25 protein-coding genes are annotated in these 22,833 nt (G+C 65.5%); 16 read left to right on the forward strand and 9 right to left on the reverse strand.

The features are described 5' to 3' along the window. The first annotated feature begins 57 nt into the window (after positions 1–57). Positions 58–1,206, forward strand: coding sequence for an NsdA family TPR-like regulatory protein (locus FHS23_RS20365; RefSeq protein ID WP_183658588.1), 1,149 nt, complete (start codon positions 58–60; stop codon positions 1,204–1,206). A gap of 30 nt (positions 1,207–1,236) precedes the next feature. After that, positions 1,237–1,599, forward strand: a complete 363-nt coding sequence (locus tag FHS23_RS20370) for a DUF2218 domain-containing protein (RefSeq protein WP_183658590.1) — start codon at positions 1,237–1,239, stop codon at positions 1,597–1,599. A 244-nt stretch (positions 1,600–1,843) separates the two neighbouring features. Here FHS23_RS20370 and FHS23_RS23830 read toward each other — a convergent pair whose 3' ends face one another. The 4 genes from FHS23_RS23830 to FHS23_RS20390 form a co-directional block, all read right to left on the reverse strand. Next, positions 1,844–2,221 (reverse strand): phosphopantetheine-binding protein, encoded by a 378-nt coding sequence (locus FHS23_RS23830; protein WP_183658592.1) that lies wholly within the window; start codon positions 2,219–2,221, stop codon positions 1,844–1,846. Between the two features lie 70 nt (positions 2,222–2,291). After that, positions 2,292–3,266, reverse strand: coding sequence for an aldo/keto reductase (locus tag FHS23_RS20380; RefSeq protein ID WP_343054137.1), 975 nt, complete (start codon positions 3,264–3,266; stop codon positions 2,292–2,294). Continuing rightward, positions 3,259–4,410, reverse strand: coding sequence for a glycosyltransferase (locus FHS23_RS20385; RefSeq protein WP_183658594.1), 1,152 nt, complete (start codon positions 4,408–4,410; stop codon positions 3,259–3,261). Before FHS23_RS20385 ends, FHS23_RS20380 begins: the two co-directional genes overlap by 8 nt. An 11-nt stretch (positions 4,411–4,421) precedes the next feature. Beyond that, positions 4,422–5,471 carry a cytochrome P450 gene (locus tag FHS23_RS20390; protein ID WP_183658596.1) on the reverse strand — a complete coding sequence of 350 codons (1,050 nt, stop codon included), beginning with the start codon at positions 5,469–5,471 and terminating at the stop codon, positions 4,422–4,424. A gap of 352 nt (positions 5,472–5,823) precedes the next feature. Here FHS23_RS20390 and FHS23_RS20395 point away from each other — a divergent pair, with 352 nt between their 5' ends. Together FHS23_RS20395 and FHS23_RS20400 are read left to right on the forward strand one after the other, a co-directional pair. Further along, the gene (locus tag FHS23_RS20395) at positions 5,824–6,882 is read left to right on the forward strand and encodes a methyltransferase (RefSeq protein WP_183658598.1); all 1,059 of its coding nucleotides are present in this window, start codon (positions 5,824–5,826) and stop codon (positions 6,880–6,882) included. A gap of 36 nt (positions 6,883–6,918) precedes the next feature. Beyond that, the gene (locus tag FHS23_RS20400) at positions 6,919–9,747 is read left to right on the forward strand and encodes a cytochrome P450 (RefSeq protein ID WP_183658600.1); all 2,829 of its coding nucleotides are present in this window, start codon (positions 6,919–6,921) and stop codon (positions 9,745–9,747) included. On the opposite strand, the gene FHS23_RS20405 is transcribed toward FHS23_RS20400, so the two are convergent. Next, positions 9,737–10,168 carry an anthrone oxygenase family protein gene (locus FHS23_RS20405; RefSeq protein ID WP_183658602.1) on the reverse strand — a complete coding sequence of 144 codons (432 nt, stop codon included), beginning with the start codon at positions 10,166–10,168 and terminating at the stop codon, positions 9,737–9,739. The genes FHS23_RS20400 and FHS23_RS20405 overlap by 11 nt on opposite strands. Positions 10,169–10,283: 115 nt before the next feature. Between FHS23_RS20405 and FHS23_RS20410 the strand changes: the two genes are divergently transcribed. The 10 genes from FHS23_RS20410 to FHS23_RS20455 all read left to right on the forward strand — a co-directional run bounded on the left by FHS23_RS20410 (position 10,284) and on the right by FHS23_RS20455 (position 18,347). After that, positions 10,284–10,622, forward strand: coding sequence for a TcmI family type II polyketide cyclase (locus tag FHS23_RS20410; RefSeq protein WP_183658604.1), 339 nt, complete (start codon positions 10,284–10,286; stop codon positions 10,620–10,622). Next, positions 10,622–11,089, forward strand: a complete 468-nt coding sequence (locus FHS23_RS20415; protein WP_183658606.1) for a cupin domain-containing protein — start codon at positions 10,622–10,624, stop codon at positions 11,087–11,089. Before FHS23_RS20410 ends, FHS23_RS20415 begins: the two co-directional genes overlap by 1 nt. Next, a complete protein-coding gene (locus FHS23_RS20420; RefSeq protein WP_183658609.1) occupies positions 11,076–12,338 on the forward strand; it encodes a beta-ketoacyl-[acyl-carrier-protein] synthase family protein in 1,263 nt (420 codons plus the stop codon). Before FHS23_RS20415 ends, FHS23_RS20420 begins: the two co-directional genes overlap by 14 nt. Beyond that, the gene (locus FHS23_RS20425) at positions 12,335–13,549 is read left to right on the forward strand and encodes a beta-ketoacyl synthase N-terminal-like domain-containing protein (RefSeq protein ID WP_183658611.1); all 1,215 of its coding nucleotides are present in this window, start codon (positions 12,335–12,337) and stop codon (positions 13,547–13,549) included. Before FHS23_RS20420 ends, FHS23_RS20425 begins: the two co-directional genes overlap by 4 nt. 35 nt (positions 13,550–13,584) lie before the next feature. Further along, the gene (locus FHS23_RS20430) at positions 13,585–14,052 is read left to right on the forward strand and encodes an SRPBCC family protein (RefSeq protein WP_183658613.1); all 468 of its coding nucleotides are present in this window, start codon (positions 13,585–13,587) and stop codon (positions 14,050–14,052) included. Between the two features lie 2 nt (positions 14,053–14,054). Then, entirely contained in the window at positions 14,055–14,783 is a 729-nt protein-coding gene (locus FHS23_RS20435) for an SDR family NAD(P)-dependent oxidoreductase (RefSeq protein ID WP_183658615.1), read from the forward strand. Then, complete coding sequence (locus FHS23_RS20440) at positions 14,764–15,141, forward strand: antibiotic biosynthesis monooxygenase family protein (protein ID WP_183658617.1); 378 nt, start codon at positions 14,764–14,766, stop codon at positions 15,139–15,141. The genes FHS23_RS20435 and FHS23_RS20440 overlap by 20 nt, the downstream gene beginning before the upstream one ends. A 152-nt stretch (positions 15,142–15,293) precedes the next feature. Beyond that, positions 15,294–16,070, forward strand: coding sequence for an AfsR/SARP family transcriptional regulator (locus tag FHS23_RS20445; protein WP_343054138.1), 777 nt, complete (start codon positions 15,294–15,296; stop codon positions 16,068–16,070). Positions 16,071–16,110: 40 nt separating this feature from the next. After that, a complete protein-coding gene (locus tag FHS23_RS20450) occupies positions 16,111–16,959 on the forward strand; it encodes a class I SAM-dependent methyltransferase (RefSeq protein ID WP_183658621.1) in 849 nt (282 codons plus the stop codon). Between the two features lie 83 nt (positions 16,960–17,042). Beyond that, a complete protein-coding gene (locus tag FHS23_RS20455) occupies positions 17,043–18,347 on the forward strand; it encodes a M20/M25/M40 family metallo-hydrolase (RefSeq protein ID WP_183658623.1) in 1,305 nt (434 codons plus the stop codon). Positions 18,348–19,068: 721 nt separating this feature from the next. Here FHS23_RS20455 and FHS23_RS20460 read toward each other — a convergent pair. Together FHS23_RS20460 and FHS23_RS20465 are read right to left on the reverse strand one after the other, a co-directional pair. Then, on the reverse strand, positions 19,069–19,392 hold the full coding sequence (locus FHS23_RS20460; RefSeq protein ID WP_183658625.1) for an antibiotic biosynthesis monooxygenase: 324 nt from the start codon (positions 19,390–19,392) through the stop codon (positions 19,069–19,071). Further along, positions 19,389–19,649: an acyl carrier protein gene (locus tag FHS23_RS20465; RefSeq protein ID WP_183658627.1), complete on the reverse strand. Its 261-nt coding sequence runs from the start codon at positions 19,647–19,649 to the stop codon at positions 19,389–19,391. Before FHS23_RS20465 ends, FHS23_RS20460 begins: the two co-directional genes overlap by 4 nt. A gap of 137 nt (positions 19,650–19,786) precedes the next feature. Between FHS23_RS20465 and FHS23_RS20470 the strand changes: the two genes are divergently transcribed. Beyond that, positions 19,787–20,239, forward strand: coding sequence for a MarR family winged helix-turn-helix transcriptional regulator (locus FHS23_RS20470; protein ID WP_183658629.1), 453 nt, complete (start codon positions 19,787–19,789; stop codon positions 20,237–20,239). Between the two features lie 11 nt (positions 20,240–20,250). Here FHS23_RS20470 and FHS23_RS20475 read toward each other — a convergent pair whose 3' ends face one another. Next, complete coding sequence (locus tag FHS23_RS20475; protein WP_183658631.1) at positions 20,251–20,577, reverse strand: DUF6176 family protein; 327 nt, start codon at positions 20,575–20,577, stop codon at positions 20,251–20,253. 71 nt (positions 20,578–20,648) lie between these two features. On the opposite strand from FHS23_RS20475, the gene FHS23_RS20480 reads away from it, so the two are divergent. Beyond that, positions 20,649–22,055, forward strand: a complete 1,407-nt coding sequence (locus tag FHS23_RS20480; protein ID WP_221219886.1) for an MFS transporter — start codon at positions 20,649–20,651, stop codon at positions 22,053–22,055. Between the two features lie 18 nt (positions 22,056–22,073). On the opposite strand, the gene FHS23_RS20485 is transcribed toward FHS23_RS20480, so the two are convergent. Next, positions 22,074–22,760: a PIG-L deacetylase family protein gene (locus FHS23_RS20485; protein WP_183658633.1), complete on the reverse strand. Its 687-nt coding sequence runs from the start codon at positions 22,758–22,760 to the stop codon at positions 22,074–22,076. Between the last annotated feature and the right edge of the window lie 73 nt (positions 22,761–22,833).

The following is a 22,833-nucleotide window of genomic DNA, read 5'->3' on the forward strand; positions in this document are numbered from 1 at the left end:
GCTTGATGTCAGCTCGACCGACATCGATACGACAGGAACCCGACACGAGGCCGACATATGGAGAGCAGCAGCTCCGGCGAAGCACCGAAGCCGAGGACCGTGCTCGAGCAGCAGATCCGCGACGTTCGGAGGATGACGTTGCAGGAGTTCGCCGACTATGCGGACGGCTTCGCGCGGCAGCACGGCGAGCCGGGCACGCTGAGCCTCCGTCACCTGGAACGCCTGGTGTCGGGCCGCGGGCCGGGTGGGCAACCGCTGGGCAAGGTGCGCCCGGCGACGCGGCGGTTGCTGGAACGCATCTTCGAGCTGCCGATCGCGGAGTTACTCAGTCCGCCGGATGCTGATCGCCAGGAGACTGCGTCGGCTGACGAACTCCGGGACCGCCTGGGCAGTGCTGCACGTGTGGACGACGAGGTAATCCGTCTGCTGCACGAGCAGCTGTGGACGATACGGCGGCTGGATCGCCAACTCGGTGTTGTGGTGGCGCATCAGGAGACCGTGGTGAAGGCGGAGCAGGTCGACGGCCTGCTCCGCCACAGCCTGCAGCCGAGCCGCCGGGAGGCGTTGGCGAAGTTGCTGTCGGAGGTCTGCACCCTCGCGGGTTGGCAGTCGCTGGACGCCGGCCGGGTATCGGAAGCGTGGCGCTACTACGACCAGGCGATCAGTGCCGCCCGAGAATCCGGCGATCCGGGATACGAGGTGCACGCCAGGGCGGAGCAGGCGACGGTACTGGTGGATGTCGGCCGTGCGCGGGATGCCGTCGCGCTCCTCGGTGACCTGCGGACGCGAGCGGTGCCGGCTGGCTTGCGTGCGTGGCTAGCGGCGACCCACGGAGAAGCGCTAGCGGCAGCGCAGGACGAGATTGAGTGCCGCCGTGCGTTCGACGAGGCCGAGACTGCGTTGCATGAGGTCGAGGTGAACGAGGGGCCGTATGTCGCACTAGATGAGGTTCACCTTGCTCGCTGGCGCGGTCATGCTCTGGCCCGCCTCGGCGATTCGGGCGCGGCTGAAGTCCTCGTGGCGGCGTTAGGACAATTGGACCCGACCTTTATTCGTGCTGAGGCCTCCCTGCGAGTGGACCTCGCCAGTGCACTGCAACGGCAGCGGCAACATTCCAGTGCCGAGCAGTATGCGAGCCGAGCTCGAATGCTGGCAAGCGAGATCGGTTCCGTCCGCCAGCAGAAACGGCTGTATCGTCAGGCGTGAGTCGTCTGAACTCCGCCTCAGGGCGGAACCGTGATTGTCGTCATCGCCGACGAGTTCGGGGAGGATCGCTCCACGACGCATACGTTACCGCGGAAGGCAGGTTCAATGCCCACTGCCACAGGACTTACCGAAACCAGTCGAGCTCGCCGCTATCTCAGCCAGCTATGTAAGCACCTGAGTAACCGCGGCATGCATGTCGAAACCAGCGGTGACACCTACGGCTTCGCCGACTTCGGATTTGGCACCTGCACCCTGCATGCGCACCCTCACGGGCTGGTCATTGAACTTGACGTCAGCGAACCCCGCGCACTAAAGCGGGCGCAACAGGCCCTGACTCGCGACATCGAACGATTCGGACGCCGCGACGCACTCACCGTCACGTGGGGCCCCTGAACCGCACTCATCTGGTCAGCCGTTCCGCGTTTGGGACGACGGCCGGTGTTCTGGATCATCTCCGTGACCGGCGTGCTCGCGCTGGTGGGAGTGATCACTCTGGTGTCGAGAACGCAGCCCGAGACGGAACAGCTCCCGCTCTCCCGACAGCACCGGGCGCTGTTCCGCCTGCAGGTTCCTGGGAGTTCTGGCGGATTCCTGGACCTCGCACACCGTCGACGACCCGCTCGGCCCTGCACGGCCATTAGCAGCCTGCCTTATCGAAGACAACTGCGAGCAACGTTTGCAGACTGGTGACACCTTCCAGATCATAGAGCCCGATCTCGAGGTCGAATTTGTCGTTCATTACTACTGCAACTTCCGCAATTCCAAGCGAATCTATTCCGATCAGCGACAAAAGCGCAGTCGGGTCGATGCGGTCGGCACAGGCCCCTTGCTCTGTGAATACTTCCAGTACCATTTGTTCGATGGCTTCGCGGGTCGCGGTGGGCGCAACCATGTAATGGCCCCCCTCCGGATTATTTTCGTCGTTTATCGCAATCTGCAGTTTCGTGTGACGACCTGCTTGCTGATTCGCAGCTACGTTTGCGGCGTGTCGCCGCGACTGGTCGGTCCCTGTCACGCCGGAACTTCACAGGTATGGTTTCACACTCACCAGTACAGTGGAGCGAGCCTGGCCGCCTCCGGGCCCGTTACGAGTCGTCGTCCATCAGTGCTGCAACCATCGGAGCGTAGCGATCCCCGCTGACCGACGAGGCCGGGAAGCTGCCCTCAAGCCACTGGAGATCTTCTTCCTCCAACGTGAGATCCACTGCCCCGAGGTTCTCCTCCAGATGCTGGGGAGTTTTGCATCCGGCAAGGGTCAGGGGGGCGGAAGGTCGCGAGAGCACCCAGGCCAGGGCAACCTGGGCCATCGTCACCCCATGGCGATCCGCGACCCCACGCAGTGGGCCGAGCAGTGCGAGATTGCGCCCGACGTGCTCGTCCAGGAACCGTGGGAAATTGTGGCGCCAGTCGCCCTCGTCGAGGTGGTCGATGCCGTAGACCGTTCCGGTCAGGAAGCCGCGCCCCAGCGGCGCATACGCCCACAGCCGCACCCCGAGATCTTCCGCCGTGGGAAGGATCGCCGGTTCGGCGTGGCGTTGCCAGAGCGAGTACTCGGTCAGCAGCGCGGAGACCGGGTGCACCGCACACGCCCGCCGAAGCGTGCCGACAGCGACCTCCGACAGGCCGATCCCGCGGATCTTGCCTGACTGCACCAGTTCTCCCAGCGCGCCGACCGAGTCCTCCACGGGCACGTTCGGGTCCACCCAGGCCAGGCTATAGAGGTCGATGTGGTCGGTGCCGAGGCGCTTGAGTGAGGCGTCGCACGCGCCATGTAGGTAGTCCCGAGAGCCGTCGAGGATCTTCCCGCGGTCGGGGTCCGGGCGGATACCTGTCTTCACCGAAATGCTGATGTCGTCCCGGTTCCCGGCCAGAACCCGACCGACAAGTTCCTCGTTGGCGCCATCGCCGTAGTAGTCGGCGGTGTCGACGACGCCGACTCCGTGGTCCAGCGCGGCATGAATGGTGGCGGCAACCTGTTTGGGATCCTCTACGCCGTAGGCGCCGATCATGCTCAGGCAGCCCAGGCCCAGGTCTTGTGCGGAGGTCTTCGGCTTAGACACTGTTGCGTCCTTCCGTCAGTGATCGTGTGAGGTGACCTGCGATCTGCGCCGGTGCGGCCTGATCTTGGCAGTCCCGGGCTACCGTGGCGGCTCGTTCGGCGTAGCCTGGGTCTGCTAGGACCTGGTCGACGAGCCCGGCAATCTCGGAGGCCGGTGTCGAGATCCTGGCTCGGACACCGCACCCGCCCGCTACCAGGTGAGCGGCGTTCACGAACTGATCGGCGAAGTGCGGGACGACGATTTGTGGGACGCCGTACGCAAGCGAAGTCATGGTCGTTCCCGATCCGCCGTGGTGGACGACGGCTGCGCACGTGCCGACGACGGCGGCAAGCGGCATCCAGGTCGCCTCGCGAACTGGGCCTGGTAGCTTCGCCGGGTCGCCCAGCTTCGCCCTGTCCGACTCCCGCATTGCCACGACCACGTCCAGATCCTGCTCGTTCAGGGCGGCAACGAGGTCCGAAACCAGCGTCCCCACGTCGCCGTACCGGGGCAGGACCGTTCCCAGCGTCACCAGGACACGGGGCCGCTCGGGCTGGGCGAGGAACCGGGACTGCATATGGGCAGGGCCGTTGTAGGGCACGTAGCGCATGGCCCAGTCTGGATTGGATTGGCCCCTCACCAGGAACGAAGGCGGGCACACCCCGATGGTCCGCATGGGCGGTGCCGGTTCGAGCTCCTGGCGAGCGAGTGCCTCCAGCCCCGCGCCGTGGATATCGGTGTGCAGCGGGATGCCCCAGAGGAATTCGACGTGGGGACAGCCGGCCCGGGAGGCGGCGATCCCGGCCGCGTAGGCCGAGGTTTCACCGACGATGACATCGGGCTTCCAGGTGGCGCAGATCTCGCCGACGCCGGTGTGGTTGAGCATCGCGAGCCGCCCGAACCCCTCGCCGGTGCCCGCGCGGGCGGCGCTTTCTGTTGGGGGTTGCTGGGGCGCGCGGTCACCGGTGTCCGGGCGCATGATCTCGACCATCTCCATTGGCGGCGCGGTGGCCGCGCCGGCCATGCCCGCCCCGGTGACGTGCGGTAGGAAGCTTTCGGCAGCGCCGACGAGAACCTCGTGCCCGGCGGCACGCAGGGCCCATAGGAACGGCACCATCGGAAAGAAGTGGCCTTCGGCGGGGTTCGTCACGGCCAGGACACGCATAGGATCTCCTTTCACCACTCGACGTCGAGCGCGCGGACCAGTCGGTGCATCCCGGGCCACAGCCTCAATGCCTTTTCGCCCGATGGGCGCAGATCCGGGAACCGCTGTGCGAGCTCGCCGATCGCGCCGGAGAGCAGCCGCCGCGCCAGGTGCATCCCCACGCAGGATCGCGGGCCGTGCCCGAAGGTCAAGTGCCGGTTGGGGGTGCGGCGGATGCGCAGACTGTCGCTGTCCCCGAACTCTGCTTCGTCGCGGTTGGCGGAGGCGAACACAGCCATCACGTTGGTGCCGCTCTCCAGCTCGGCACCCCCGAGAGTCACCGGGCAGGTCGTGCGCCGACTGAGCGCCTGAATCGGGGAGTCCAACCGCAGCAGTTCCTCTACTGCCTGCGGCGCCAGGCCCGGGTTTGCTGCGAGTGCTCGCCAACTGGCACCGTCGGACAACAGCCGGTGGACCGCGAGACCGAGCGATGATGTGGTGGTGCTTTGCCCAGCCCCGATCAGCGCGATCAGGGTCTCCACGGTTGTACGCGCCACCGCCGCAGTGTGGGTGGAGCCGCCGTCCTGTACGGCCGTCACGATCTGGGAGATGAGGTCGGTGCCAGGGGACGCGATCCGCTCGGTGACGTAGTCGGTGAGCAGGCGCTGATACGGCACGACCGCACCGGCCAGTTCGAGCTGCTTCGCACCATCCAGGGAGGCCCCTGCGGAGCTGAGCACCGACAGCGCGTACGCCCCATCGACGAGCGCTGGGAGATCCTCGTCGCGGAAACCGAGAGCCAGCGCCTTGCCGTGGATCGGTAGCGGCCTGCCCACAGCGGTCATCAGGTCACCCGGTCCGCGCTGGTCGAGCCTGTCGAGCAATGCGGAGATCGTCGCCGTCAGCTCGGCGTTCATCGCCCGCACCCGTTCGGGGCTGAAGGCGCGGGCGATCGGCTCGCGCGCCTTCAACCGAGCGGCGTCGCCGGGCTCCTCGTCAGGCGTGAACGGTGGGAATGCCTTCTGCAGCTCGGTCCGGGCGTCGTTGCTGAGCACCTCCATCACGCGCAGGACCCCGGCCATCGAGAAGACCTCGACGTCACCGAGAACACGGCGGACGTCGTCGTACCGGGTGACCATGTAAGCGCCAGTTGCGGGCGCGTAGAAGACTGGTTCCTCCCGTCGTGCCCTGGCGTAGAAGCCCCAAGGGGACTGTTGTAGCTCGATAGGATCGTACTCATCACCGACCGAGTCGGATTCGGGTGCGATTCCAGACATCGGCAGCCTCCTTGTCCTGGGTTCGCCCCAGACACTTCTCCTCCGCCGTTGTGCGGGGATCGAGCTGCGATCGACTACCGGCAATCACGGTGTACTGGAGTGCCGCGGGGTGCGCTGGTGACGACGCCGGACCCACGCCCGAAGGTAGGTACCCGAGGTGAAGACGACCGACACCGGCCCGACCAGAGCCGCCCAGGACACCACGGCCGCGACACCGCAGGCCTTCCACGAGGTGCTGCTCGCTTACTGCGGTTCCAAAACGCTCATGTCCGCAGTCGAGATCGACCTGTTCTCGACGTTGGCCGACGGCAAGAGAATGACTGAGGACGAACTCCGTAAACAGCTGAGCCTGCATCCCCGGCTGAGCCGGCACTTCCTGGACACGCTGGTCGCGCTCGACTTGCTAGTCAAGGACGGCGAGCACTATCGCAACAGCGCCGTCAGCGAACAGTACCTCGACCGCGCGAAGCCCACCTATGTGGGCGGATTCGCCGAGACGACCAACGACACCTTCTACCCGGCATGGGGCAAGCTCACGAAAGCGCTGCGCACTGGGCAAGCCCAGGCCCCGATCCCGCCCGACGACAGCGACCACCTGTTCCGGGTCAACGTGCACACCGAACCCGACCGGGTACGCCGATTCATGACGGCCATGGACTCCCACAGCACCGCGATGGCGGGCGAGCTGGCCCGGCTGCTGCCGTGGGACAGGTTCACTAGCTTCGCCGACATCGGCGGCTGCCGCGGCAACCTCAGCGCGCACCTCGTGCTCGCTCAGCCGCACCTGAAGGGCATCTGCCTCGACCGCGCCCAGTCCGCGCAGTTTTTTGACGAGCACATGACCGCACTGGGCACCACCGGCCGCGTCACCTTCCAGGCGGGCGATTTCTTCGCCGACGACCTACCTCGGGTCGACGTGCTCGTGTTCGGGCACGTGCTGCATGACTGGAGCCCGGAGAACCGCGTTCTTCTCATGGAGCACGCACATCGGGCACTCAATCCCGGCGGGATGATCGTGGTCTACGACCGCATGATCGACGGATCGCCGCTCGACCTGCACCGACTGTTCTACAGCCTCACCTTCATGCTCGCCTCTGGCGGAGGTTCCGAATACAGCGTCGAGCAGTGCTCCCGATGGCTCCTAGACGCCGGCTTCCACACCCCCCGCTCCCATCGGGTGCTCGCCGACCACTCCGTCGTCGTCGCCCAGCGCTGACCGCGTCCCTCCACGATGACCATGAAAGGTGCAGCAGTGACCGACACCCATGTTCCTGTGCTGATCGTCGGCGGAGGCCTCACCGGCTTGTCAGCAGCGTTGTGTCTGGCGCGACTCGATATTGAGTTCTTGCTGGTCGACCGGCACTCGACCACCTCACGGCACCCGAAGGCACGGGCGATCAACCCCCGTGCCAGCGAAGTACTCGGCTCGCTCGGCCTCGGCCGGGCACTGGCGGACAATCGGTCACCTATCGCGATCAACGACCAGCTCATCCACGTCCACTCACTCGCAGGTGAGGAGCGGATCCGCCTGCCCCGAGCGTCACAAGACGAGGTGAAGCTCGTCAGCTCGCACGGCTGGTCCCTGATCGACCAGAATCGCCTCGAACCGCTGCTGCTCGAACAGCTGCCCGGCGGTGCGGGCGAGATCAGATTCGGCACCGAGTGTACCGAATTGACGCAGGAGGAAGACCGTGTCCGCGTCGGGCTGCACGACTGTGAGACCGGCGCCGAGCACGAGGTATCGGCGGACTACGTGATCGCCGCGGACGGTGGGCGCAGCCCTCTGCGCGAGAAGCTCGGCATTGCGACCGAAGGGCCCGGGACGCTCTCCTCGATGGTCAGCTACTTCTTCCGCGCCGACCTAACGCCCTACCTGCGAGACCGGCGCATCATCGCCGCCTACGTGCTCAACGACCGGTTCAAGGGGACCCTCATGCCCCTGGACAACATCGATCGTTGGGTCTTCAACGTTTCGTACTACCCGGAGAAGGGCGAAGATCCGGCCGAGTTCGACCGCGAGTGGTGCGTGCGCAAGACGCGCGCCGGCGTCGGCGTGCCGGATCTCGATGTCGAAATCCTGAGCGACGAGCTGCTGCCGTGGGAGATCGCGGGCCGGGTGGCCGAACGATTGCGTCGAGGTCGCGTGTTCATCGCCGGAGACGCCGCCCACGTCATGCCGCCGACCGGTGCATTCGGTGCCAGCACTGGGATCCAGGACGTGCACAACCTCTGCTGGAAGATCGCGCACGTAGTGCACGGCCACGCCTCGGCGGGACTGCTCGACTCCTATGAGACCGAACGGCTGCCGGTTGCCCACCTGGTCGTGTCGCAATCGATGCTTCGGTTCACCATCCGGCAGGGTAGTGCGATCGAAGACGTTTCCGACCGAATGCTCGACGAGCTTGCCGTGTCTTTCGGTTACCGCTACCCGGACGACATGCCAGCCCGAGGCCGGGACTGCCACGTCGACGATCCTCGGGAGCGCATCGCCGAACCAGGCTGCCGCGCACCGCACGTCACCCTGGCTTGCTCCAGCGGTCCGGTCGCGCTCCACGATCTCTGCCGCTACGGCCGCTTCACAGCCCTGGTCGACAGCCACCACCACGGGTCCGGGGACTTCGCGGCCGGGCTCGCCGAGTCCACACGGCCGCTCGATGCACTCCTGATCGGACCCGGCGGAGAGTGCTCCGACCCCGACGGCGAGTGGCGTCGCGTCTACGGACTCCACCAGGGCGGAACCGTGCTGATTCGGCCGGACGGGTTCATCGCGGCCACCTGGGCGGGGTTGCCGGAGTGTACGGACGTGCTGACTGCAGTCGACCTGGCCGAGCGGCTCGGCGAGGACGACCCTGTCGGCACCCGCTTCCGGCCTTTCGGCGTCGACCCCCAGGATGAGCTGTTGGCCGAGGCGCGCACCGTCGAACCGGTGTTTCATTCGCCCGAACTGGATGCCTGGATCGTGACACGGCACGAGGATGTGAAGGCGATCCTGGGTAACACCAAGGCGTTCAGCCTCGCCACGGTGCCCGACCGGCTCGCCCGGCTCACGGACGAAGCCTACGCGGAGCTTGCCAAGACTTTCTCGGAAGTCCCGGTTGCCATTCGCGAGGACGCGGTCGACGAAGCCCGCAAACGCGTGCGCACCCCCATCATGAAGGCCTTTGACCCGGAACGGATCGCGCAGCGCGAGGAGGCGGTGCTCGCCGAGATCGACGTTCTGATTGACCAGTTCGCCGGTCGGGGCGAGGCTGAGCTCATGGCCGAGTTCGCTCGGCAGTTGCCTGTGCGGGTCAAGGCGCCGATACTCGGCATCGCCCCGGAGGACTACGACGAGTTCGTCGACGGCACCTACCGGTTCATGAAACTCCACTCGGTCGCCGCGCAGCTGCCTGCGGACGACCAGATGGCACTTGCCCGCCAGGTTGTTAGCTATCAGCAGCTGCTAGACCGGTACGGACAGGAACGCTGGCAGCGGCCCCGCGAAGACCTCTTCAGTGACGTAGTCGCCGCCATGGCCTCGGGCACCGGACCGCTCTCGGTGGCCGAGCGAAAAGCAGTCGTCGATGGCATGACGGGACTCATCGCCGCCGGTCATTTCACCACCACGGCCGCACTCGGCACCAGCTTGCTGGAGCTGCTGCGCCGCCCCGCGCTGTGGCAGCGGCTCGTGGCCAATCCGGGACTGGCCACCGCGGCGGCCGATGAGCTCGTCCGTTACCGCAGCCCGGTGCGCGGACTCATGCGGCGTACCACGAAATCCGTGCGAGTCGGAGCGGTGACGCTGCCGCCGAAGACAGAGCTGATGATCAGCTACCAGTCGGCCGATCGGGACGGCGAGGTGTTCCCAGACCCAGACGAGATCAAGCTGGACCGGGGGCGCACCGAGCACTTCGGTTTCGGGCACGGCCCGCGCTCCTGTGTCGGCGAAGCGCTGGGCAGACAGCTGCTCACGCTGACGTTGCGCAGATTTGCACAGCGGCTGCCCGACCTGGAGCTGCCACCCGGCCACGAGCCGGTGTACCTGCCCGGGCTTCACGTGATCCTCGACAGCCTGCCGGTACGGTGGTCGGTCAGCCAGTGACCACCTGCACGCTGAACAGCGCCAGGGCCGCGACCGAGGCGGTGAGCCGGACGAAGTGCCAGCGCCGCCATGCCGCGCGTGGGTCTTCGGCCACAGGGGCCCGGCCCGACTTGACCCGTCGGTTGATAGGCACGTTCCCAAACTGCGATACCAAGGACACTGCGAACAGACAAGCCAGCGCCGCCACACGCAGCAGCGACGGCCCCGCAATGAAGAGCAGAGCGACCATCCCGAGCACGGTGAGCACGACGACCGGGGGCATCACCTTGTCGAAGTGCCTGCCGAACACGATGTGGGCCTCGACGTAGTCCTCGTAGGACAGTGCGCGGAAACCCGGTACGAGGCTCAACGCGACGCAGCACATAACACCAGCGGTGACACCAGATCCCACGAGCACCAGAACAGTCAACAAATCACGCATGCGACCACAGTGACGGCACCAGCACCGGCCGCCCTTGAGAATCCGGCCTAGACCCTCACTGGAGAACCCACAGCAACGATCTGATGACGCACGACTTCCCCGAAGGAGGAACCCGGTGACAGGACAACATCGGACACTGATCATCGCCCGCGCTGACCGGCGTTCGCTGGCGGACATCGGCCGGATCTTCGCCGAATCCGACGCCACCAATCTGCCGCACCGGCTCGGTGTGCGCAGGCGGTCGCTGTTCCACTACCGCGACCTGTACTTGCACCTGATCGACGCCGACGCACCGGTCCTCGGACCACTCGAACAGGTGCGCGACGACCCGGACTTCCAGGAGGTGAACGAGCGTCTTTCGACGTTCGTAACCCCGTATTCGCCGGAATGGCGGACGGCGGGTGACGCCATGGCGAATGAATTTTACACCTGGTCGTCCGAGGAGGGACAGTGATGACTGCGGAAGACCTGGAAACCCGTCACAAGTCGGTCGATGACGTGCCTGCGCGCACGCACCGGGGCGGATCGATGCGGCTGCTGTTCGGGCCGTCGTCCGGCTGCGAGGATGGCCTGTTCGGTGTGCTCGACCTTGCTCCGGGAGAGGTGTTCCGCGAGCACTACCATCCCTTCTCCGAGGAGTGCTTGTACGTGGCCTCCGGTTCTGTTGTCGTGGGGATTGACGGCGACCACGTGCCGCTCGAGCCGGGCGGCGCGATCCGAGTCCCCCGCAACGCGCGACACCAGGTACTGAACGAATCCACCGTGTTCGCGCGTGTGGTGTTCAGTCTTTATGGTGTCGCACCCTCGCCTGGATTAGGGCACGTGGAGACCGAGCCGGCGCCCGCAGCGACAGAGCCTAAGGCGATGCAGGGATCCGCGATCATATCCGGGAGCAAGGAGCCCCGGAATGTCCACGAGTAGTCCCGCTACAGCCGCAATCACGGGCGTTGGCGCCGTCGCCCCGGGCCGTACCGGACGTGACGCGTTCTGGGAGCTACTCGCCGCGGGCCGGACCGCAACACGCACGATCAGCAGCTTCGACCCGGCGCCGTTTCGGTCACGAGTGGCTGCTGAGTGTGAGTTCGACTCCGCTGCAGTCGCCGATACCTGGCTGCGTGACGCGGACCGGGCTAACCAGCTCGCGGTCACCGCGGCCACCGAAGCGTGGCACGACGCGGGCATCCGCACCACACCCGGACGAATCGGAGTGGTGGTAGGCAGCGCGGTCGGCTGCACTGTCGCCCTCGAGCGGGAGTACGTGCGTCTCAGTGAACGAGGCTCGCGCTGGCTGGTCGATCTGGAGCCTGCGAGCGGCCGCCTGCACGATCACCTTGTGCCCAGCAGCATTGTCCGCGATGTCGCTTGGTCGCTCGGCGCCGAGGGACCGTGCCGGCTGGTATCTAACGGCTGCACCTCAGGTCTCGACGTGGCTCGCCACGGCCTGCAGATGCTGCACGGCTTCGACCTCGACGCGGTGGTCGTCGTGGGTGCCGACGCTCCTATCTCGCCGATAACAGTCGCGTGCTTCGATGCCATCAAGGCCACCAGCCCGAACAATGATGACCCGGCGCATGCCAGCCGTCCCTTTGACCGCGATCGCGATGGCTTTGTGCTGGGCGAGGGCGCGGCGGCTCTAGTCCTGGAGATGCCGCACCGCGCCGAGGACCGCGCCGCCGACCTCTACGGGCGGCTGCTCGCAGCGCACAGCCGTGCCAACGCCTACCACATGACCGGCCTGCGTACCGACGGCCGCGAGATGGCCGAGGCGATCCGCGCAGCACTTGAGGCAAGCGAACTCGACCCGGACGAGATCGATTATGTAAACGCCCACGGATCCGGCACCAAGCAGAACGACCGGCACGAGACGGCGGCCGTCAAAACCGCACTGGGTGCCCGGGCCAGATCCGTGCCGATGAGTTCCATTAAGAGCATGATCGGCCACTCACTCGGTGCCATCGGCACCCTGGAACTCGCAGCCTGTGCGCTCATGCTGCGGCACCAGTTCATTGTCCCCACAGCCAACTACCAGACCCCCGATTCCGAGTGCGACCTCGATTACGTTCCCGAAACCGGACGCGCCGCCCGAATCCGCGCCCTGATCAGTGTCGGGTCCGGATTTGGCGGGTTCCAAAGCGCGGTCGCACTCGCCCACGACGGTGGGCGAGCATGACTGCCGTCGTCACCGGGATCGGAGTGTGGACCTCTGCAGGCAAGGGACTCGACGAGTTCTGGAAGACCGTGTCCGCGAGCACCGTGACCCTGAGCGAACTGACCCGCTTCGATCACAGCACCTACCCGTTCACACTGGCCGGCCAGCTGCGCGACCACGGGGCCACCGGCATACCGTCCCGCCTGATCGCACAGACGGATGTGTGGACCCGGCAGGGTTTGGAGGAGAGCCTCCTCGCTCTGGACGACGCTGCGCTGGATCTGGCGGCCGTCGCCGAATACGACGCGGGAATCGCCCTGGCGAGCTCAGCGGGCGGAGTCGAGTTCGGCCAACGAGAGATCAGCGCGCTGTGGGCCCAAGGCCCGCAGCACGTCAGCGCCTACCAGTCAATCGCCTGGTTTTACGCCGCCACCACCGGGCAGACCTCGATCCACCACCGCATCCGCGGCCAATGCGACGCGGTCGTCGCCGAGGGCGCGGGCGGGCTGGATGCGCTCGCCGTGGCCGACCAGGCGCTCGCCGACGGGACGTCGTCGATCATGCTGTGCGGCGGCACAGACTCGGCGCTGAGCCCGTACGGCATGGTGTGTCAGTGGTCCAGTGGGCTGCTGTCCGGCCAAACCGATCACGAGAAAGCCTACCGGCCCTTCCACGAGAAAGCCGACGGCTGGGTCCCAGGTGAGGGCGGCGCGGTCCTGGTTGCGGAGACACCCGCCGCCGCCAGCGCCCGGTCCGCCGAACCCTACGGCAGCCTCGAGGGCTTCGGTGCGTCGTTCGACCCACCGCCGGAGAGCGATCGGTCCTCGTCGCTGCCCACCGCGATCGATCAAGCCCTCACCCAGGCACAGGTACGCCCCGGCGAGGTCGACGTGGTCTTCGCCGACGCGGCGGCAGTCCCCGACTGGGACCGCGCAGAGGCTGAGTCCCTGGCCAGGGTCTTCGGCTCCCGCGCAGTCCCGGTGACGGCCCCCAAATCCGGCTATGGTCGGCTCTACTCAGGAGGCGGTGCCGTGGACACCGCGACAGCCTTGCTCGCCATGCGCTACGGCGTCCTCCCGCCGACCCCCAACGCCCCGTCGGCCCACCCCCTGCTTGACCTCGTCTGTGATGCCCGGGAAGGGAAGTTCACCACCGCCCTAGTGGTGGCTCGGGGACACGGCGGCTTCAACTCAGCCGTGGTGTTGAAGGCGGGAGCGAACACCAAGCGGTAAGCAACCGCAGGCAAAAGACAACGGAATGAGGATTTATGGCCGCATTCACCGAGAACGCCGTGTTCATCAACGCACCCCTCGAGTTCGTCTGGGAGGTTACCAACGACGTCGCGAACTGGCCGTCGCTCTACTCGGAGTACGCCGCCGCCGAGGTGCTCGAACAAACATCAGAGCGAATCGTGTTTCGCCTGACCACCACCCCCGATGAGCAAGGCCGGACCTGGACGTGGGTCTCCGAACGGCGCCCCGACCCCGAGACCCGCACAGTCCGGGCCAAGCGGATCGAGCCCGGCCCGTTCGAGCACATGGACATCTTCTGGAGCTATACCGAACGCGACGGCGGCACCGAAATGTTGTGGCAGCAGCACTTTCACATGCGTGACGACGCACCGCTCGACGACGAAGCAATGCGCGCGCGGATCAATACGAACACCCGCGTGCAGATGGACCTGATCAAACAGCGGCTTGAGGAACGAGCCGCCGCCAACGGCGAAGGAGTGTGAGCATGACCGACCTGACAGGCAGGCGGATCCTGGTGACCGGTGGTACCCGCGGCATCGGCCGTGGCGTGTCGGTAGCGCTGGCCAGGCATGGCGCCACCGTCGTGGCCGGCTACCACCAGGATGAGGACGAGGCGGAGAGTACCCTGCAGGATCTGGTGGCGCTGGGCCAAGTGGGCCACCGTGTGGTCCGCGCCGATATCACCACCGACACCGGCCGGGACCAGTTGCTCGCGGGGTGCGAGGGCAGCCTTGACGGTCTGGTCACCTGCGCTGGCGCAATCAGCCACGTGAAGCTCGATGACCTCGCGGTGGAGGAGTGGCAACGCGTTCTTGACATCAACCTGACCACTGCGTTCGCCCTCACTCAGGCGGCGATACCGCTGCTGCCTGCCGACGGAGCCGTCGTCTACGTCGGCTCGAAGGTCGCGACCGTCGGGGTGCCGTTACGAGCGCACTACACGGCGGCGAAGGCCGGCTTGCTGGGCCTCATGCGCAGCGTGTGCAAGGAGCGCGGTGCGGCAGGCTGGCGGGTTAACCTTGTCGCTCCCGGCGTCATCGAGTCGCCAGCCGTCGATGCGCTGCCACCCGAGGCTCGCGCCCGGTACGAGCACATGGCGGCGCTGGGCAGGATCGGCCGTCCGGACGAGGTGGGCGAGGTGGTCGCGTTTCTGCTAAGCCCACGCGCCTCCTACGTCACAGGCGAGGTGATCAATGTCGACGGCGGAATGTGAACCCGAAACCACCGGGCGGGTGAAAGTGCTGCTGTGGTGCCGCTACCCAGAAAATGGCGAGCCCCGAGAAATTGAGCAGCTATTTGACCGGATCGGTGATTTACTGCGCGGAACGCCCGGACTGCTGGGCAGTGAATTGCTCGTCTCGCTGAGTATGCCTGGGTGCTTCGCCGTGCTCAGTGAATGGGCCAGCCGAGCAGAGTTCGAAGTTTGGGAGCAGGGAAGCGAGCATCGTTCCCTAACAGCAGGGATGCGTCCTTTTCAAGATCCATTACGTATGCCGAAGTTCGACGTTCTGCTGGTATCGCGTGAGAGCGACGGCGCGTGGCCCGATGGGCGAGAAGTGGTGCCGCCATAAGGGTGATAAATCGGAGCGCCCACCCAGGTATATGCGTGCGCGACACACATGTTGGTTGTCATTGCCGCAGCTATCTCATAGACTCGCCCCGGTCTGTGGCCGATGGAAACACTGTTGGGACTTATTTCCGAAGCTAGCCTGAGGGGAACTTCGTGAGAATTTGCGTTCTGGGGGATTTGCAGGTCGAAGACGGCGACTGCACATTAACGCCATTCGCTACGAAACTTAGACAACTAATGGCTCTGCTCGCGTTGGATGCCAACCACGTGGTCAGCAAGGAAACGCTGATCGAGGAACTGTGGGATGTTGCTCCGCCGCAGAGCGCGCCGGCTACCGTTCAGACCTACATCTTCCAGTTGCGGACGGCGTTCGCCCATGCGCCCGGCTGCGGCGGGGACCGTAGGGAGGCCCACAAGCGGCTGATCACCAAACCTCTGGGGTACGAACTGCGGCTCGCCGAGAACGAGTTCGATGTCTTCGAACTTAAGAATGAAATCTCCCGGGCATCTGCGGCGGCTGCGACCGAGCGGCACGCTGAGGCGGCCCAGCGGTATGACGCGTGCGTCTCGATGTTTCGCGGACCGGCACTCAGCGGGGTTCAAAAGGGTCCTGTGCTCCAGGCACACGTCCGCCATCTGGACGAGCTGCTGTTGTTGATACACGAGGAGCGGGTTCGCCACCTGCTGTTGATCGGCAGGTTCTCCGAGGCGGTCTCCGACCTGTCGCCCCTCATCGTCCGCCATCCGCTCCACGAGGGGCTGCATGCGCAGATGATCCGCGCACTGAGCCGCTCGGGCCGGCGGAGCGAGTCGCTTAAGGTTTACCAGGACATCCGCCGTCGCCTGATCGATGAGATCGGGATCGAGCCGTCGGCCGCTTTGCAAGCCGCCCAGAGTGAGGCGCTCTACTTTGAAAGCCACGCTTCCTGAGGTCCCGCAGCCAACCTCAACGCGAAAGGAATCAACCGCCATGTCTGCCAAAGATCAGCACACGCAGACCATTACGCGGGTTTTCGACGATGCCGCCGCCGAGTTCGACCGATCGGGCGTCGACTTCTTCACCCCACTGGGTATGCAGCTGACGAAGCTGGCCGGCGCGGCCAGAGGCGATCGTGTGCTCGACGTCGGCTGTGGCATGGGCTCATCCTTGATTCCGGCTGCAGAACGCGTGGGGCCGGCCGGGTTCGTCACCGGGATCGACCTGTCCCCAGCGATGGTGCGGCGCCTGAACGGTCTGCTGGCCGAACACGGGATGACGAATGCGCGCGCAACCACGATGAACGGTGAGCGCCCCGATTTCCCCGAGCGTTCATTCGAGGTGGTGCAGGCTGGTTTCAGCGTCATGCACTTCTCATCGGCTCCGGACTGCCTGGGCCGCTACCCGCGGCTGCTTGTACCCGGGGGCCGGTTCTGCTACAGCGAACTGGTTGACGAAGACGGGCTACCTGATCTCGTACCACGCGACGCGTTCGCGGAGCTGGCACCATTCTTCCCCACCGACCTGCCGAACCCGCGCGAACGGGGGATCATCACATGGAATCAGACGCCAGAGTCGACCTCGGAAGCGTTGCGGGAACGCGGATTCACCCGGGTCACCGTTACCGAGCACGAGTCCGAAGTGGAGCTCGGCAGTGGTGACAGGTGGAACGCCTGGACGATGTCGACGGGACTGCGGCAGGCGTGGGTGAACGTGCCAGCACACGAAGTGGCGGCTGTGCGAGCACGCACCGCCGCGGTGATCGAGCAACGGCGCGATGCACAGGGCAGGCTGGTGCTGCCGGTCCGGGTGCGGTATGTGCTGTGTGAGACAGGGCAGTGACTATGGTGGGCGAGCCTGTCGATGTCGTAGAGCTGACCGCCGAGCTAGTGCAAATGGACACCTCCCACCAGGGTGAGGGTGGCTTGACCCTTCCGGTCGTCGAGCGTCTGGAAGCCCTGTGGGCCTCCCGGGGGGTGGAGACACAGCGGTTTCCCACACCGAAGGAGGGCAACACGCACCTTCGGGTGCGGATCCCCGGACGAACCTCGACACCCGGGCTGATGTTCCTGTGTCACACCGACGTTGTGGATGTGCAGCCCGGCTGGACGACCGAACCCTTCGCTGCGGGTCGTCACGACGGCTTCCTCAGGGGACGCGGTGTGCTGGACATGAAAGGCATGCTCGCAGCCGTGACGACGGCATGCCTGCGCCTTGTCGACGAAGGAGCCGTGCCCGACCGCGACATCGTCGTGCTTTACGACTGTGACGAGGAGGGCGGGTGGCACGGGACCTCGTGGCTGCTGAAACAGCACCCCGAACTAGTGAATATTGGCGCCGTAGTCACAGAGGGTGGCTGGGCGCTGTGTGGCACGGACGGCAGGACCCCGATGATCGCGTCGATGAGCTGCGCCGAACGGACCTTTGGTGCGCTCCGGGTGACCACGACGGCGGCAGCAACGCACTCATCGCGGCCGGTGCCGCGCTCGGCGATCGGCTCGCTCGCCCATCTTATCGCGAGGTTGGAACGGCTGGACCTACCGGTGCGGCTCGTGTCGCTGAACCGGACGTACTTCGAGCGCCTACGGGAGGCGACGGACGATCCCGCACTCGCGGGGGCCGTTGAGCAGCTGCTGGCCGCGCATACCCAGCCAGCACTCGATGCGGCTGGTGATCACGTCCTCGCGACATCGGGCAACCCAGCCCTGCATAACGCGCTACTGCGCAGCACGCTGGCTTTCGTGGTGGCCGAAGGTGGCAAACGCGCCAACGCCGTCCCGTCGACTGCGTCGGTGCTCCTACAGTTGCGGTTCACACCCGGTGGTAGCTCGCCACAGGAAGTGATCGACCTGGTACGCGAGTGCGTGGGTGCCGACGGTCAGATCTCGGTCGTCGGCCCACCCTGGGAGAACGAACGAGAAACCCTGCAACGGTGGCAGCGGGATTGGACGGCCCCACACGCACCGGCCGAGCATGAGGTGTTCGAAGCTTGGGAACACGCCGTCGCGGAAGTTCACCCCGGGGTCGCGACCGCCCCGGTCGTATTCGAGGGCGGGACGAGCGCGAAACCATGGCGGGAGAAGGGAATCCCGGTCTACGGGCTCTACCCGTACTTCGTCGATGATGAGACACTGACAGCGATGCATGGGGCCGACGAGCGCATCCGGATCGATGAGCTCCGGCATTCCGAGGAGCTCTTTCGCCACATGTTGTTGCGCTTCTGCACCTGAGGGCTGGCGCGTCACCACGGTGCTGACCCTCCCGTTTTACTGAGTCACCCCGATCGCCCGGAAGGTGCGCTACATGGCGCTTCGCTTCCCGATTGACTCACGATAGACGCTATGGAGTGGTCCACGGCGAGTTGGGGTGGGTCTGCTGCTCTCGTTGGGGCAGGAGGGCGACATCTCTCCGTCCGGTGACGGTGCGCCGGTGCTGGCGGGTGCCGACGCCGTTCATGCTCGCTGCGCTGTGCGTGCGCCACGTTAACACCCTCCGGCGCGCACCGGCGATGGGCGCGGAGATTCGGAGGGATGCCGCTTGTTCGGCTCTTGGCGGTTGCGGGCCGAGGCTTCAGTGCGAGGAGCAACCCGCGAGCGCACTAGGAGCAAGGAGCCCTCTCCATTTAACAAGTGCAGAGGGGCCCACGACGTTCGTCATTGAACGCGGAACATCGCTCCAGCCGAAACACCGTCCTGCGGTAACCAGCCGGCGCACGTTAATCCAGACCGCGCTTCGCATACCGACACTCCACCAGGGAAATGAACCGACGAAGAACGAGGCGCCCTGCCCAGGAGCGAGCTCCGGGCAGGGCGCCTCACCATGCCCCACCGACAGGGAAGCACTCCATATCAGTGCGCAAACGCCGCGGCTCCAGCACACCAAACCGCGGGACAACGCCTCGATCTCACCAGAAGTTGATCAACGTGGCCATGTCGGGTCCGGTTGACTGAGTCACCCTCGCTCGCCCGGAAGGTGCGATACCACGGCCATGCTTTTCATCGAGCCGCCTCTGCGGTACGGGTGTAAGAGCTCACGGTGGCGCAGGTGCCGTTCCGACCCTTCGAACCGCCGAAACTCCGCTTCGTCCGTCCAATCGCTTATGACATAGTAGATGTTCGACTGAACAGCATCGCGTAGCAACCACTGGCCAAGGTTCGCCGGATCAGCGGAGACGCTAGTGCCCACTTCGGTCCAGATCTTCTCAAACTCCGCGGTCAGCTCCGGCACGATGTCCAGCTCGAGTACGATGCGCCAGCCCGGTATTGCCGCGGTCACGCCCGCACGTCTTCCTGCTCGATTGCGGCGATTAGCAATTCGCGCGGGGTGGATGTGGCGCTCAGCACGAGGTCGGAGCTGAACCGGATTCCGTGAGCTCGCTCAATTCGTCCCATGAGTTCCTGACGGGCCAGGGAGTCAAATCCGATCTCGTCGAAATTTCGGTCGAGCGGATCGTCGGGTCCTCTAGTTGTGAACTCCTCACCGGAAATCGCATTCATAGCTGTGACTAGCGAACTCTCGCTAATGTTTGTCATGGCACCTCCTATTCTCGATGTCCTCAAGTATTCTCCGCGTCGCTGGAGACAACCTTGAACCCCGCTTGTCACCCAAAGGTCGAGGACTGGTGGGTGTTTCGTGACCTCGTATCAAGACACCGGCTAGGATTTGCCCCATGAAACGCGCTGCGAAGTCGCTGGACTCTCTCCCTGGGCCGACGTTGTTTCGTGCGATTCGGCTGCTGGGCAGAGCACCGGTTCAGCAGGATCAACGACAGTTCTCAGGTATCCTCGTCGTCCAGGCCGTTCGGGGGTGCCAGGAGCGCCCAGAGCCCGGCGAAGTCACGGTGCGCTCGGTTGCCGATTACATGCACGTTGCGCCGTCGACTGCGAGCAGGCTCGTCGCCGATGCCGTGGAGGCGCGTTATGTCGAGTCGGTACCATCTAAATCGGATCGGCGCTCCACGGCCCTGCGGCTGACCGCGAGAGGGCGGCAGCTGCTGCGCAGTTCTGTTGAGTACCAGACCAAGGTCTACGAACAGGCGACCGAGGGCTGGTCGGAGGAGTCGAAGAAGGTGTTCGAAGTGCTGCTGGTTGACTTTTGCCACCGCCTCATCGACCAGGGGTGACTGCCGTCAGCTCACTCGTTTGCGTGGAGCTGCACGAGGACTGGTAGTTCCTGCCCGCGCTCGCCGATGTCGTCGAGGACGGCCAAGGCCTCACGGTCTATCGGCAGTGTCGAATTCAGGAACGCGCGTGTCGTCGCTGCGAAGTCGTCACTTGCCTGCATCATCAGCAGGTAGTCGCCGTCAGCGTCGGAACCGAGGAACACGACCTCGTGCCGCAGCCCGTTGTTGTTCATTGCCTCCACCGCCTCGCTGTAGCGCTCGCCGAAACTCCGCATCCACTCGACCGCGCGTGCGCGTCTGCCCGGGTGTAGCCGCACCTTGATACAGCGGAACTCCACCTGTCCGACCCCTCTCAATATCACTGCTCAGACCCTTTGATAGATGGGTCGTACACACATATAGTGCACTCGTGGACACTACCGCTACCGAGACGAATAAGCGAGCCCCCGCGCTCGCCGTGAACCTCAGCTTCGCGGCGCTGCTGATGGGCCTGCTCATGGCCCAACTCGACACGAACATAGTGGTGGCAGCCCTACCGGTGATCAGCGACGACCTCCAGCTCGGGGACGCAATCGCCGGCGTCACCGCGAGCACGCTGCTGACGGTCACGGTCTTTACCCCGGTGTGGGGCAAGCTCGGCGACGTGTTGGGGCGACGGTTCACGTTCGTCGCCTCGGTGCTGGTGTTCGGTGTGGCCTCGCTGCTGTGCGCGGTCGCACCGACGACCGGGGTGCTGATCGCCGGCCGGGCGCTGCAGGGCATCGGCGCGGGCGGACTCATCGTCACCGCGGTGAGCGCCGTGGCGGTCATCTTCGACAAGGAAGAACTCGTACGGCGACAGATCTGGGTGACGGCAGTCTTTGGTATTTCCTCGCTCGCCGGCCCTCCTGCGGGTGCGTTCCTGGCCTCGGCGTGGGGCTGGCGCTCCATCTTCTACATCAACCTGCCGATCTGTGTGCTGGCTCTGCTGGTAGGGGTGTGGGGCCTGCCGAAGGAGCCGTCCCATGGCTCCCTGAAACGGTTCGACTACCCCGGCGCACTGGCGATTGTGATCGGAGGAAGCGCACTAGTCGGAGTCGGTTCGAGCGAGACGCTCGCGCGGAACGCGGCGTATGCGGTCCCGCTAGTGGTGGTGACGATAAGCGCATTGGTGTTCCTCATTTGGCGGGAACGCCGTGCATCCGAACCGCTGATCACAGCGTCACTGCTCCGGAACATAACGTTGCGGCAAACTCTGGTGACGACGCTCCTGATCGGGATCACGCTGTTCGGTACCTTCACCTTCGTCCCACTCGCACTAAGGTCCGGCGCGGGAGTGAGCACGGAGACAAGCGGTGCGATGCTGCTAGCGCTCACAGGTGGCCAGCTCGTGATCGTGCTGTTCTTCTCGCTGCTAGTCCGCCGCAACCGAAATCTCACAATGTGGACAACAGTGTCGCTCGTGATCGGTGTCGCTGGCTTGGTCCTGCTGACGGTGTTGCCGCTGCTGCCGCAAGTTGTGGCGATCCCAGTCGCGGTGATGGGCCTGACCCTGGCCGGTGCAGCGCTCGGTCTCTCACTGCAGGTTCTGACGCTTGCCGGCCAGGCAACAGCGGAGCCAGGGCAGATCGGCCAAGTGATGGGCACCATCACCTTCACCCGTCAGCTTGGCGGTGCGCTGGGTGCGGCCGGTTTCGGCTGGATTGTGCTACTCGCCCCGCAGGGCGCCGCAGCTCCGGCTTGGGTGCTTGGCATCGCTGCCCTGCTCCTGATGACCGCGTTGCTGAGCCGTCCGCGCGACATCCCAGAGCTCAAGAACGACGGCGGTGGCTGGTAGCCGATGTGCCCAGGCGGTTCACGGATAGGCGAGGATTTGAAACCGTTCCGCGAGCCGCCCAGTCGGCATCCCTGCCGACTGGGCGGCGGCGGCCATCCGTTCGCGCAACCCAGTCTCGGTCTCGCTGCCACCGGTCCGCTGGGAGTAATGACAGCGTAGCGCCGCCAGCTTCCCCGGCATATAGTTGGTGACATCCTCGAAATGGTTGGCCTCCGGATCGCCGAACAGCCATAGCTCGCTCACCGACCACGGCTCGCTCAGGGCACCGCCGGAGCTACCCGGGATGCGTGCGCCCGGGTACACGGCGTCGACCGCGACCGCGCCGACGGCTCGGTGGTCGGGGTGGCTCGCTGGAGGGAAGACCCATGCGTACTTGGGGCTATGCGTGAGGACGCGGCGTGGCCGGACCGAGCGGATTAGCTCGGAGACCGTTGCCCGCAACTCCAGCGTAGGCTCCACCTGAGAGTCGTCCATGCCGAGGAAGTGCACCCGGGTAATTCCCAGCGTATCCGCGGATGCCAGCTGCTCGGCCCTGCGGTCGGCGGGCAACGAGTAGGTCCCGTGCTCCCCGTCGGTGACCACGCAGAGGTGCATCTTCCACCCCCGCGCCACCCAGCCCGCTACGGTGCCGCCCGCCGAGAACTCGATGTCATCGGGGTGGGCAACGATCGCCAGTGCGTGTCCTGGTTCCGTGGATTCGGTCATGGGGTGAGTGCACCGTCAGCGGGGCATGTCGCGGTCGGGTCCCGCCGTTCAAGCTGGCATTGATCGATACCCC

Origin of the sequence: Prauserella isguenensis (genome assembly GCF_014191605.1) — a bacterium.
In the GTDB taxonomy this organism is placed as follows: Bacteria; Actinomycetota; Actinomycetes; order Mycobacteriales; family Pseudonocardiaceae; genus Prauserella; species Prauserella isguenensis.